The organism is Vibrio limimangrovi (genome assembly GCF_054064025.1).
In genome coordinates, this window is record NZ_JBSUGF010000005.1 from 179763 (window position 1) to 192770 (window position 13008).

9 protein-coding genes are annotated in these 13008 nt (G+C 44.5%); 7 read left to right on the forward strand and 2 right to left on the reverse strand.

The window, feature by feature from the left end; all coding sequences use genetic code 11:
- Positions 1-27: 27 nt before the first annotated feature.
- Positions 28-3336: an efflux RND transporter permease subunit gene (locus ACWYU8_RS05260; protein WP_457517748.1), complete on the forward strand. Its 3309-nt coding sequence runs from the start codon at positions 28-30 to the stop codon at positions 3334-3336.
- Complete coding sequence (locus tag ACWYU8_RS05265) at positions 3333-4388, forward strand: efflux RND transporter periplasmic adaptor subunit (protein WP_457517750.1); 1056 nt, start codon at positions 3333-3335, stop codon at positions 4386-4388. The genes ACWYU8_RS05260 and ACWYU8_RS05265 overlap by 4 nt, the downstream gene beginning before the upstream one ends.
- A gap of 233 nt (positions 4389-4621) precedes the next feature.
- Here the strand turns inward: ACWYU8_RS05265 and ACWYU8_RS05270 are convergent, their stop codons facing one another.
- Positions 4622-5494, reverse strand: coding sequence for an endonuclease/exonuclease/phosphatase family protein (locus ACWYU8_RS05270; protein WP_457517752.1), 873 nt, complete (start codon positions 5492-5494; stop codon positions 4622-4624).
- A gap of 309 nt (positions 5495-5803) precedes the next feature.
- Between ACWYU8_RS05270 and nrdD the strand changes: the two genes are divergently transcribed.
- Together nrdD and nrdG are read left to right on the forward strand one after the other, a co-directional pair.
- On the forward strand, positions 5804-7924 hold the full coding sequence (gene nrdD, locus ACWYU8_RS05275) for an anaerobic ribonucleoside-triphosphate reductase (protein ID WP_457517754.1): 2121 nt from the start codon (positions 5804-5806) through the stop codon (positions 7922-7924).
- A gap of 80 nt (positions 7925-8004) precedes the next feature.
- Positions 8005-8466, forward strand: a complete 462-nt coding sequence (gene nrdG / locus ACWYU8_RS05280; RefSeq protein ID WP_457517755.1) for an anaerobic ribonucleoside-triphosphate reductase-activating protein — start codon at positions 8005-8007, stop codon at positions 8464-8466.
- Between the two features lie 98 nt (positions 8467-8564).
- Here nrdG and ACWYU8_RS05285 read toward each other — a convergent pair whose 3' ends face one another.
- Positions 8565-9950 carry an MATE family efflux transporter gene (locus ACWYU8_RS05285; protein WP_457517757.1) on the reverse strand — a complete coding sequence of 462 codons (1386 nt, stop codon included), beginning with the start codon at positions 9948-9950 and terminating at the stop codon, positions 8565-8567.
- A gap of 158 nt (positions 9951-10108) precedes the next feature.
- Between ACWYU8_RS05285 and ACWYU8_RS05290 the strand changes: the two genes are divergently transcribed.
- The 3 genes from ACWYU8_RS05290 (at position 10109) to ACWYU8_RS05300 (ending at position 13007) form a co-directional block, all read left to right on the forward strand.
- Complete coding sequence (locus tag ACWYU8_RS05290; protein WP_457517759.1) at positions 10109-10966, forward strand: AraC family transcriptional regulator; 858 nt, start codon at positions 10109-10111, stop codon at positions 10964-10966.
- Positions 10967-11120: 154 nt separating this feature from the next.
- The gene (locus ACWYU8_RS05295; RefSeq protein ID WP_457517761.1) at positions 11121-12308 is read left to right on the forward strand and encodes an amino acid aminotransferase; all 1188 of its coding nucleotides are present in this window, start codon (positions 11121-11123) and stop codon (positions 12306-12308) included.
- Positions 12309-12320: 12 nt separating this feature from the next.
- Entirely contained in the window at positions 12321-13007 is a 687-nt protein-coding gene (locus tag ACWYU8_RS05300) for an ATP-dependent zinc protease family protein (RefSeq protein ID WP_457517763.1), read from the forward strand.
- Position 13008: the final 1 nt, after the last annotated feature.

Below are 13008 nucleotides of genomic sequence, written 5' to 3' on the forward strand. Positions count from 1 at the left end.
ATGTGATCAAAAACTGGAGGGAAAAGGATGCCCGCAAATCAAAAGCGAAGTTTTGTTCAGTCTGTGATGAACAGCTTTTTCCCTCCGATCATGATCTTGTTGGCCTTTATGGTCGGTGCCGCAGCGTTATGGTTAACTCCGAAAGAAGAAGACCCGCAAATTGTGGTACCGATGGCCGATGTTCTTGTATCAGCACCGGGGCTTAGCGCTTCACAAGTCGAAAACCAAATCACAGAACCGTTAGAAAAATTAGTCAGCCAGATTGATGGCGTTGAATACGTTTATTCTTCGTCGATGGAAGGCGCTGCGCAAGTCATCGTTCGCTTTTACGTCGGTGAAAACCGTGAAGACGCATTAGTTAAGCTTTACAACAAACTCTACTCCAATTTAGACAAAGTCCCACCTTCTGTATCCAGCTGGTTAGTCAAACCGGTCGAAATTGATGACGTGCCTATTGTGGTAGCCGCGATTTATTCGTCGGATCCATCGCTCCTTGACCGTCACCAACTGGGAAGAATAGCTGATCAAGCAACCTTAGGTATTAAATCTCTTGATGCGACCAACCAAGTCGAAGTAATTGGTGGTCAACCGAGAAAAATTCAAATCGAACTCGATACCGTCGCTATGGCTAACTTTAAAGTCACCATCGACGATCTTGAACAAGCAATCCAATACAGTAACGCCAAAACTCAGGGCAAAAATGTCCGGGTTAACGGTCGTAACTTTACTTTAGAATCCGGCCAGTATCTTACCAGTGCTCAAGATGTGGGCGACCTTGTGATTGCGGTGTTGAATGGCAAGCCTGTGTACTTAAAAGACGTGGCGAGAATTTATGATGGTCCGGGAGAGGCCACATCCGATACTTGGTACAGAGACAAAAATAGTGGTCAGGCTCTCCCTGCCGTCTTCATTTCAGTCGCGAAGCAAAAAGGCTCCAATGCGGTTCATGTTGCTCAGGCCGTTAATGACAAATTAGCCGAGCTTCAATCAGAGCAGTTCCCACCTCAGGTTAAGGTTGCCATCATTCGTGACTATGGCGAAACCGCGAACGCCAAAGTGAACAATCTGGTTTCCAGTCTTGGTGTTTCAATTCTGACCGTTGTGGTGTTTGTAGGACTGTTTCTCGACTGGCGAAGTGCATTGGTTGTCGGGATAGCGATTCCGATCAGCTATGGTGCCGCGCTGGGGATGGACTTGCTTTTTGGTTACTCGATTAACCGTGTGACGCTGTTTGCGTTGATCTTAGCGCTAGGTTTGATCGTTGATGATCCAATAGCAAGTATCGATAACATAGAACGCTTCTTAAAACGCAAAGACTTAACCCGTACTAATGCGATTGTTCTGGCAATGGCTGAAATTCGCAGCGCACTATTAATGTCTACAGTGGCGATTGTCATTGTGTTTACACCGATGTTCTTCATTACCGGGATGATGGGGCCTTACATGGCACCTCTGGCTTTCAACGTACCGATAAGTGTGATGTTCAGTACCGTCGTGGCCTTTATGATCACGCCTTGGCTGGCGAAAAAAATCCTCACAGGTGCTGAAGAAAGTGGTCATTACGATATCCAGTCATCAACCATGTATCGTTTGTACCGAAGTGTGTTAATTCCGTTATTGGAGAGCCGCAAAAAGGCCTGGGCTTTCCTCGGATTGGTGGCCATCTTGTTCGCCTTAGCCGCATTGTTGCCCGCGTTACGTTTGGTGCCACTCAAGCTGTTGCCTTATGACAACAAGAACGAATTCCAACTGGTGTTGAACATGCCAGAATCATCGAGCTTTGTAGATACGTCCAATGCGTTATCCAGTTTTTCTGATTACCTGATGACGGTTCCTGAAGTCACCAGTGTGTCTGGTTTTGCTGGCACAGCATCACCAATGGACTTTAACGGTATGGTGCGCCACTACTTTATGCGCAGCGAACCGTATCAAGGAGAACTGCGCATCGTACTAGCCCCAAAAAATAACCGCTCCATGCAATCTCACGCAATCGTAACTCGACTACGTAGTGATTTAGAACAATTAGCGGAGAGTTTTGACGCCGATATCCAATTGGTAGAAGTCCCACCGGGACCGCCAGTTATTGCGACGATTACCGCGGAAGTTTACGGTGACGAGACTACCTCTTATGACGAATTAATGGTTCAGGCTCAGAAAGCGGCGGATCGTCTGCGCAAAGAGCAGTTGGTGTCGGAAGTGGATACCAGTGTTCAGGGCGATTTGGAAACTTGGCAATTTATCGTTGATCAGGAAAAAGCGGCGTTATCAGGCGTATCTGTTGCGGAAGTTAACAACACCTTAATCACGGCGGCTAACGCCAAAGTCCTTGGACACATTGCCGACCGACGGGAACTGAGTCCGCTGCCGATAGAAGTTCAGCTTCGTAGAGAAGACAGAGATGATTTGAATCGATTGGAACAGTTGTATGTACGTGGAAGACCGGGGATAGCAAAAGTGGAAGTAAGTGGTGCGGTCGTTGATGCTCCGCAACCACTCGTCCAGCTATCAGAAATTGGTAAGTTTGTTAAACGCGCAGCGGATAAACCAATATTCCATAAAAACCTCAAGCCGTTGGTTTACGTGTATGCCGAAGTAGTAGGTCGTGTACCCGGCGAAATCATTGCTGATGTTATTGCCGATCAAGATACCGATCATGCGAGTGACGCTCACGTTCACTGGCAAGACCGCACTTATTTAAGCAATGGCGCTGGCGTTGCCTGGAGTGTCCCAGAGAATATTAATGTTGTCTGGAGTGGTGAAGGCGAGTGGAAAATTACTGTGGATGTATTCCGCGATCTCGGTATCGCTTACGGTGCTGCGTTGTTGGGTGTATTCGTTGTTATGTTGATTCAGACTGGTTTGCCAGCGGTTTCCGGAATCATCATGTTAGCCATCCCGCTTACCGTCATCGGTATCATGCCGGGGTTCTGGATATTGAATGTTTTAAGTAGTGACATTGGAAACTACCCAAACCCTGCGTTGTTTACTGCAACGGCTATGATTGGGATGATCGCTCTGGCTGGCATTGTTGTGCGTAATTCATTAGTTCTTATTGAATTTATTCAGCAATCGCTTGAAGCTGGCAGCAGTTTGCATGATGCATTAATTGAATCTGGCGTTGTTCGCATGAGGCCGATACTACTGACGGCAGGTACTACGCTCTTAGGGAACGTCGTTATCACACTGGATCCAATATTTAACGGTCTTGCGTGGGCAATTATATTTGGTATTACCGCGTCGACGATATTCACTCTGCTTGTGGTTCCGGTGGTGTATAACCTTGCCTACCAGAACACGAAAGGACACGGATTACCTCAGATGGAGGAAGAGCAATGAAATTAGATAACAAATGGTTGGGCGTCATTTTATGTATCCTACTTGCGCTTCTTTTTCTCTATATGGCTGGTTTTTTTTCAGAAAAACTGCCGACTGAACATTCAGCTAAAACTAACGTAATTGATGTTAACTCGGTAGAAACCCATAAGATGATACTCACCAGCGAGCCTGTTGTGCGTGAATTCCCGGGGGTAGTGGTCGCTGATCAGCAAGCCGATATTGCGGCTCGACTAACGGCTTCAGTTGTAGAGGTTCTGGTTAAAGTTGGCGATCAAGTAAAGCAGGGAGACGTTTTAGCACGATTGGAAAGTGATGATCTTGATGCTCGTGTTCGTCAGAGTGAGCAAGCGCTGTCTTCAGCACAAGCTCAGCTCAATGCCGCACGCAAAGAATTCGCGCGGGTTAAAGCGTTATTGAACAGAAAATTAATCCCACAGTCGCAATACGACCAAGCCGAAAGTACCTTGCAAACCGCGCAAGCAAACTTCAATCGTTCCCAGGCAGCGGTGTCAGAAGCAGAGACAACGTTTGGTTACAGTATCATCACTGCGCCTTTTGACGGACTAATTACGCAGAAACCGATCAATAAGGGGGACACAGCGACACCCGGCGCACTTTTACTGTCGATGTATAACCCAGAGTCACTAGAAATAGAGGTTAATTTCGCCGAATCAGTAATGCCTTATGTCAGTTACGATAAACAGGTGGACGTGGTGTTTCCTTCATACGATGTGAACGCTTCTGCGACTATCAAAGAAGTGACACCTTCTGCAGATGCTAACTCGCGAAGTTATACCGTCAAATTGCAATTTAAATCACCAACCGCAGTTTATCCGGGTACATTTGCCAAAGTTTCTCTAACCTTAACAGACGACGTGGTTCTGCGAATTCCCAAAGAGGCGGTGTATCAAGTGGGACAACTGGACTACGTGAAGGTGTTGCAAGAAGATGGTGAAGTAGAAACGCGATTAATTCAGTTGGGTGATATGGATCGAGTAAGGACAGGGCTGAAACAGGGCGATGTTGTAATTCTCAATCCAAGAGAGATGTAATGTTGGATGGATTAAGCGTACAGTAATCTGCTCAATGCCGCTCGATTAACCGCGAGCGGCATATTCTAATCAACCCGTCTTCCTGAACAGCGACGAAGGAGCGAGATTCAGGATCTACTTTCCGAGCATGTTTTTACTAAAACGATTTCTAATATTTTTTAGCACGCTGATCTTAGATTCCTAGTCTCGCGAGGGCTCGCTGGAATGACTCATGTGGGTGAAATTAGTGTATGTCAATTATTAGGAAGCCTTATCATCGCACTCACTGGACAGTGATCACTTAATTGGTAATCCAAAACGTCTTGCGATTTAAATACGCTTTGCTTGGCTGGCTTAATATCTAATTGGTCGCTCACAATGATATGGTCGATAATAGAGCGGAACTGGTGAGTTTGGTTTGGGTTGCGATTAGAACGAACCTTACAGTCTGCTTTGGTGCTTTTAGTAACAAGTTTGGCGTTGGTGTTTGATGTCATTGTCGACCAAAGCCAATCTCCCTGATAAGCCAAATTATGGTTAAAGTCGCCTAACACCGCATATTGCTGATGGTTCTTTTCACGCGTTTGTATCCATTCTGCCAATGTTTGGCCTTGTTGTTTGAGAATCTTACATTCACTATTGTTCTGAAATGCTCCGCTGCATCCTGCTTTTAGGTGGACTGAAAGTAGGTGAGTTTCACTTTTCTCATCGGGGTTTAACACAATATAGCTCGCGAAACGCAACTTGCTATTACCTTGCGTAATAGAAAAGTCTGATGGGTCAGACACATTCAGTCCTTTACGAACTGCGAAGCCTGTGTACTGGTTTGTGTCTGAAAACTGCAGGTGTTTATTTTTCCGCTCAGCTCTATCGGAGAAATAAATGCGATAGTCGCTTCCAACGACTTTCTTAATTGCGGCTTCACTATCTACTTCTTGGAATGCCAATACATCGGGTTGGAAGTTATCCACATAATGACTGAGTTTCTCAAAATCTTTCTCTGTTCTGGATACTTTTCCGCCGTTGATGGCTAGCCATTCAATATTCCAACTGGTTAAGTTGATTGAGTTTTGAGCAAATGATGAGGAACAAAATACTAACAAGGTTGTTGCAAAAAGTGATCGCATATCGGCTGATTTCACTCCAGTGTTTTCATGGTTACCGTTTCAACCTTTATTCTACAAGTCCTCTAAAAAAAGCAAGTGGATTACGTCCAAGTTTTGAAATTTTCATCGATTACTTTTCAATTAAGTGCCTCAGCAATAAGATCGATTTCTTCTTATCCTTCACCCCATTTTTGTTGATCAAAATCAATGTTTTAGACTGGTGCTTTTCGTTAAATACGCCACAATATATTGTGTCTAAAGAATAAAAAATAACCCCATATAGTGTGTTTGTGGATAACTCTGTGAGTATGCTGGGGGAAGGAGAAGAAAGTGAAACCAATCGTAATCAAGCGTGACGGCTCAAGAGCTCCGTTCAACAGAGATCGTATCCAGGCAGCAGTAGAAGCCGCCGCGGAACATAAAAATAAAGATGTCGCCATTTATGCTCTAAATGTTGCTCTTGCTGTCGAATTACAGCTAAAAGATTACGATGAAGTTCATATTCATGAAATTCAGGATCTGGTTGAGAATGAACTCATGCAAGGTCCTTACAAATCTCTCGCTCGTTCTTACATTGAGTACCGCCATGATCGCGATATTGCCCGTGAGAAACAAAGTTTTCTAACACGTGAAATTGAAGGTCTGATAGAAGAAAGCAATCTTGACCTTATTAATGAAAATGCGAACAAAGACGGAAAAGTTATCCCAACTCAGCGTGATTTGCTTGCTGGTATCGTAGCGAAACACTACGCGAAAACTCACATTCTTCCGCGCGATGTTGTACAAGCACATGAAGTTGGCGACATTCACTACCACGACTTAGACTACGCACCATTCTTCCCGATGTTTAACTGTATGCTGATTGATCTAAAAGGCATGCTGACACACGGTTTTAAAATGGGTAATGCTGAAATTGATACGCCAAAATCGATTTCTACAGCAACGGCAGTTACGGCCCAAATCATCGCGCAGGTTGCAAGCCATATTTACGGTGGCACAACGATCAATCGCATTGACGAAGTGTTAGCGCCTTACGTAATGACAAGTTACGAGAAGCATTTAAAAATCGCGAAAGAGTGGGACATCTCTGAGCCAGAAGAGTTTGCAAAAGCGCGCACAGAGAAAGAGTGTTACGACGCGTTCCAATCGCTGGAGTACGAAGTAAATACGCTACACACTGCAAACGGTCAAACGCCATTTGTGACTTTTGGTTTTGGCTTAGGGACAAGTTGGGCGTCACGCCTGATTCAGAAATCGATTCTGAAGAACCGTATTGCCGGGCTTGGAAAAAACCGTAAAACGGCGGTATTCCCGAAACTGGTATTCGGTATTAAAGACGGCCTGAACCATAAATCTGAAGATCCAAACTACGACATCAAACAACTGGCACTCGAGTGTGCGTCTAAGCGTATGTATCCAGATATTCTCAACTACGACAAAGTAGTAGAAGTAACCGGTTCATTCAAAACGCCAATGGGATGCCGAAGCTTCTTGGGAACATATGAAGAAGATGGTGAGCTTGTTCATGAAGGCCGTAATAACCTTGGTGTAGTCAGCTTGAACCTGCCACGTATCGCTATTCGTGCAAAAGGTAGCGAGCAGAAATTCTATGAGCTACTAGATGACCGCTTACGTCTGGCCCGCAGAGCGTTAGAAACACGAATCTCGCGTTTGGAAAATGTGAAAGCACGTGTTGCTCCTATTCTGTACATGGAAGGTGCCTGTGGTGTGCGTCTGAAAGCGGATGATCCTATTGCTGAAATATTTAAGAATGGCCGTGCATCCATTTCACTTGGCTACATTGGTCTGCATGAAACAATAAATGCACTGTTTGGCACAGAAGTACATGTGTATGACGATGCTGTTTTACGTGAAAAAGCCGTTGAAGTTATTAAACACTTGAAAGATGCGGTAAATCAGTGGACTGAAGATACGGGCTATGGCTTCAGCTTATACGCAACGCCAAGTGAAAACTTATGTAGCCGTTTCTGCCGTATTGATACCAAAGAGTTTGGTGTTATCGAAGGTGTAACAGACAAAGGTTACTACACCAACAGCTTCCACTTAGATGTAGAGAAGAAGGTCAATCCGTACGATAAGATTGATTTTGAAATGCCGTACCCAGAAATCTCGAGCGGTGGTTTTATCTGCTACGGGGAATTCCCGAACATGCAGCGAAACGTTGAGGCGTTGGAAAACGTATGGGATTACAGTTATTCCCGAGTACCTTACTACGGTACCAATACGCCAATCGATGAGTGTTACGAGTGTGGCTACAACGGTGAATTTGAATGTACCAGTAAGGGATTTACCTGCCCAAGTTGCGGCAATCACGATTCTACAAAAGTATCAGTGACGCGCCGCGTTTGTGGTTACTTAGGCAGTCCGGATGCACGTCCGTTTAACTTCGGTAAACAAGAAGAAGTTAAACGCCGAGTGAAACACCTTTAATCAACACTCGAAACTGCACATTGAAAATCAACCTGTTTCGGGTTGATTTTCTTTTGTCACAAACGCAATGAGACGCGACGATGAATTATCACCAATACTATCCAATTGACGTTGTAAACGGGCCTGGTACCCGCTGCACGCTGTTTGTTTCCGGTTGTGTGCATCAATGCCGAGGTTGTTACAATCAATCGACGCAACGTTTGGATTCTGGTGTGTTCTTCACGCAAGAGGCGGAAGATAAGATCATTGCCGATCTTAACGACCCGCGAATCAAACGTAGAGGTTTATCTCTGTCAGGAGGTGATCCACTCCACCCAGCAAACGTGCCAAATATTCTCAAGCTGGTTAAACGTGTAAGAGAAGAGTGTCCGGGCAAAGATATTTGGGTTTGGACAGGGTACACGCTAGGTGAACTGACTCCGGCGCAAAGAGAAATCACTGAATACATCGATGTGTTGATCGATGGAAAGTTTGAGCAAGACAAAAAAGATCTCAATTTGGAATGGCGCGGCAGTTCTAACCAGATCATTCACCATTTTTAAGTTGAATGCTCAACTAACCGTAAAATGAAAAGGGCACAATCGTACATCTCGAATGTGCCCTTTTGGTGTGAGTTCATTATTGTCCAGGTCACTTATAGTTACGCTGTCACGGTTAGGTCATCGTCAACCATATTGTTTATCCATCGTTTGGACTGAATACGTTGAGTGGTGAGTAAACCTTTCACAAATTCTTCAACAAGCAAAGCCATCAGTACGTAATGCAATGGCAAGCCTAATACCATACCTGTGTAGTAGGTAAGTGGTATACCTATTGCCCATTGCCCAAAGGTGTCGATGAAAATGCTGTATCTTATGTCTGCTCCGCTTTTAAGAACGCCACCAATACCAACCATATTAAACACGCGTAGTATCATACCAAGCGCCATGACAAGACAAACGTTGAGTGCCATTTCTGTATTGGAAAGAGGAGTGAGTTCCAATAATTTGTATATTAAAGGGGAACAAACCCAAACCAGCAGGGACAAGGTTATCGCTAACGCAGAACTGGTTAAAACATACCACCACGCGGTTTTTTCAACTCTGTCGTACTGTTTTGAACCGATGTCATTGCCCAGTAGAACAGATGCAGCGACAGCAAAACCCATAAAGGTTGATATAAATACCCCTTCGATAGGTGAAAGGAATGAGATAATCGCCAGCTCCGACACCCCAAGTTGACCATATAAGATGCTGTAGACGATTAATCCGCCAGTCCATAGTGAATCATGGATGAGCATTGGCAGTGATATTGTTAAATACTTCTTGCGATACGGCTTAAGCGCACCTTGAGCCCAATCGAACTTTGTTGGCAGGAAGTGAGCGTATCGTTTGCAAAAGAAATAGACCAATACCGCAGTTTGCATAAAGCGGGAGATGAACGTTCCTACGGCGGCACCAAGTACCCCCCATTGTGGAAATCCCCATAAACCAAATATTAAGACTGAGTTAAAAATAATATTAATTATGATGGCAAAAATGCTGACATTTGTTGCCAGTTTTGCTTCACCAACTGAACGAAGTACCGACTCTATAGGCACAACAATAGCCGTACAAATCAGGCTTATTCCGGTAACCACTAGGTAGTCGCGGGCATAGGCAACGTACTCAGGATTCTCGGACATGAATGAGACGATTTCATGATCAAAAATCAGATAAATGATGATAAACGGGACTGTTACAATGATTGAAAAAAACCAAGACTGAGCCAGCGTCCTGCGTATTCCGCCAATGTTACCCGACCCATAGTACTGGGAAGACAACACCGTTACCGCACCACTAAGTCCTAGGATCACTGCAAGGTTGAAGAAAAAGATACGGTTGCCAACACCGACGGCTGCAGTTGCGGATTCACCTAATTGACTCACCATAAAAATATCGACAACGCCGAGCAAAGCAAACAGCGTAGATTGAAGCGAAACAGGGAGGGCGATTGAAATAAGCCGCTTCCAAAATGCTTTGTTGATGTACTCACTTGTTAAGAGCATCGCAATTCTCCATTAAGAATAATGCGAGTAGTTTATCCCCATGATTTCGCATTGTATTTTTCAAAGGCATCCAAATCTTTTGCAAAACTCTCAATTCGTTTGAGCCGTTAAATCTGATGTTGCTAAGACGCAATAAATACAGTGTGAGACATCGAAATATGGAAGAAAAACAAGAGTGTTACTCCATTTCCGAAAAAACGTATCAGGAAATGATCGACCACACACGTGTTTTGGCGTTAGAAGAACGGGGAATCGTTCAATGCGGTATCGCAACCTGCCGTGATTTCTTTTCGGTGTACAGGAAAAACCAAAAAAAACACATGCTGCTCTATACCGTGCGTGGAAAAGGTTGGCTAGAAAGCAAAGAATGCCGCTATGAACTAGAACCAGGCTCTCTGGTTATCGTTCCTGCGGGCGTTGAAAATGGATTTGGTATGGAAGACGAAACGTGGCAAATCGCATGGGTTTTTCTTTCACAACATACAGACTGGTCAATGGTAGGTGATGAAATTAGTTACCAACTCACACCTGCACCAGAAGTCATGTATGCGTGTATTCAAACGCTTCTAAGGAGTATCAATTTACCGATTGACTATGGTTGTAAGGTAGGCGCTCACAGCGTCTCTCAACTGGAATTGATTCTAAACATGCCACAGTCCGAATCTGCTTCCCGTAATCTATTGAAGTTGCGCCGCGTATTTGATCTTGTCCAGAGACAACTACACAAAGAGTGGAATGTAGAGCAATTAGCGGCACTATATCCTTGTTCAGAAGCGCATTTCTATCGAGTCACCCAGCAGCAATTTGGACGAAGTCCGATGGCACATTTAACGCGTATGAGAATGGAATATGCCGCACGATTGCTACGCTCTAGCGAGTGGCCGATTCAACAAATTGGTGAAATTGTAGGTTATCCAACCAGTGCTAACTTTAGTACGCGCTTTCGATCCTGGTCGGGAATGACGCCCCGAGAGTTCCGACGAAATGGGCGCCTTGAAGTAGATACAGAGCAGTAATTTGTACTATTTATAACCAATAAGATGCACAGATATTCATTCCATAAAGATTTTTGTCACCGAATTGACGTAATCAGTTAAAAATTGTTTCGCCAATTTAAATGAAAATGTTAACTTGAAGCCCATACTCGAATTTCAAAGGGTTGTGACTTTCATGTTCTCTAATCTACCGACTCCCGTACTAGATCCTATTTTATCTCTATCCGTTGCATACCGTAACGATGAACGTCCAAACAAGGTTGACCTTGGTATTGGCGTCTACAAAAACAGCGCAGGTGAAACGCCGATCATGAAAGCGATTCAGTTGGCGCAAGATGTTGTTGTTCAAACTCAAAAAACCAAAGCTTATGTTGGGCTTGCTGGCTGTGAAGAGTTTAACCAAAGCATGGTTGATCTTTTGTTAACCGGAACGTCTGCAATGGAACGTGTTGCTGCCATTCAAACACCAGGAGCAAGTGGTGCCTTACGTATGTTGGGTGACTTAATGAAAGTTGCGCAGCCAGATACTACGGTTTGGATCTCTAATCCAAGTTATGTAAACCACAAACCCGTGATGGAAGCAGCAGGCCTCAAGGTGAGGTTTTATCAGTACTTCTCACCAGAAACCAAACAAGTCGACACCGCTAAAATGATCGATGATCTGTCAAAAGCAGGTCCCTCTGATGTTGTATTACTACACGGTTGTTGCCACAACCCAACGGGCGCAGATATCGATTTTGCTGCCTGGCAAGCGATTACAGAGCTTTCACAGAAGAATGGTTTCACCCCGTTTGTTGATATTGCTTATCAAGGTTTCGGAGACGGCTTAGAAGAAGACGCGAAAGGTCTTCGATTTATGGCTGATAACGTTGAAGAGATGTTAATCACGACTTCGTGCTCGAAGAATTTTGGTTTGTATCGCGAACGCACCGGAGCTGCGATTGTCGTCGGAAAAAATACTCAAGACGTCACTAATGCCAAAGGTAAATTGTTAACGTTAGCGCGTTCTACTTACACGATGCCACCTGATCACGGTGCTGCGCTGGTAAAAACGATTCTTCAGGATTCCAACCTGAGAACGGTTTGGAAGCAAGAACTTAGCGAAATGCAGCAGCGATTGGTCAATCTACGTCATAGTTTGTGTTACGAATTGAGAAACAAGCATAATACAGATCAATTTAACTTCATTGAGAGTCACAAAGGCATGTTTACTGTGCTAGGCTTTACTCAAAGCCAAATGACGCAACTGCGTGAAGACTATGGCATTTATGGTGTAGGTGATGGCCGAATTAATATCGCGGGCCTAACTGAAACTCATATTCCTTACGTAGCTGACGCGATCAAGAAAGTCTCTCAACTTTAATTCGGAGTGTGGATGAAAAACTGGAAACTGATTCTACCGCTTATGATGAGCGGTAGTTTAATTGCTTGTACGTCAACTCAAACGACAACGCAACCTGTTGAGCCAGAGACGCCAAAAGTAGAAGAACCTGTAAAGGTTGAACCAGAAATAACACCTGAGGTTGTACCTGAGCCTGTACCGGAAGTGCAGCCGCCTAAGCTAGAACCGGAACCAGAAAAGAAACCAGAACCAAAGCCAGAGAAGCCCGTTATTAAGGTACAAAAAACACCTGATGGTATGCTTATTCTTGGTTCAGAAGAGTGGGTTTATGTTCCGGGTATCGATGAAACGTTTAAAGCACGCGTAGATACTGGCGCGACAACTTCTTCAATCAGTGCCATTGATATTGTTCCATTTGAACGTGATGGGAAAGACTGGGTGCAGTTTAAAGTCGATCTTGGTGACAAGGCGAGTAAAGAGTTTAAAGTCCCTGTAGAGCGATGGGCGAAGGTGAAACAGTCTTCCTCTGATGATGTAAATAAACGTGCGGTTGTAATGGCTTACATTCAGGTTGGAGATTACAAAGAGAAGACGGAGTTTACTCTAGCCGAGCGTGGACATATGACGTTTCCTATGCTGTTAGGCCGCAGCTTTTTCAGAGATATCGCGGTTGTGGACGTGTCGAAAAAATACGTGCAGGATAAACCAAGCAAGAAGTAAC

What these genes read in the sequence shown, in the direction of transcription:
- ACWYU8_RS05260 (WP_457517748.1), top strand. Translation starts at nt 28, where the DNA reads ATGCCCGCAAATCAAAAGCGAAGTTTTGTTCAGTCTGTGATGAACAGC.
- ACWYU8_RS05265 (WP_457517750.1), top strand. Translation starts at nt 3,333, where the DNA reads ATGAAATTAGATAACAAATGGTTGGGCGTCATTTTATGTATCCTACTT.
- ACWYU8_RS05270 (WP_457517752.1), bottom strand. Translation starts at nt 5,494, where the DNA reads ATGCGATCACTTTTTGCAACAACCTTGTTAGTATTTTGTTCCTCATCA.
- nrdG (WP_457517755.1), top strand. Translation starts at nt 8,005, where the DNA reads ATGAATTATCACCAATACTATCCAATTGACGTTGTAAACGGGCCTGGT.
- ACWYU8_RS05285 (WP_457517757.1), bottom strand. Translation starts at nt 9,950, where the DNA reads ATGCTCTTAACAAGTGAGTACATCAACAAAGCATTTTGGAAGCGGCTT.
- ACWYU8_RS05290 (WP_457517759.1), top strand. Translation starts at nt 10,109, where the DNA reads ATGGAAGAAAAACAAGAGTGTTACTCCATTTCCGAAAAAACGTATCAG.
- ACWYU8_RS05295 (WP_457517761.1), top strand. Translation starts at nt 11,121, where the DNA reads ATGTTCTCTAATCTACCGACTCCCGTACTAGATCCTATTTTATCTCTA.
- ACWYU8_RS05300 (WP_457517763.1), top strand. Translation starts at nt 12,321, where the DNA reads ATGAAAAACTGGAAACTGATTCTACCGCTTATGATGAGCGGTAGTTTA.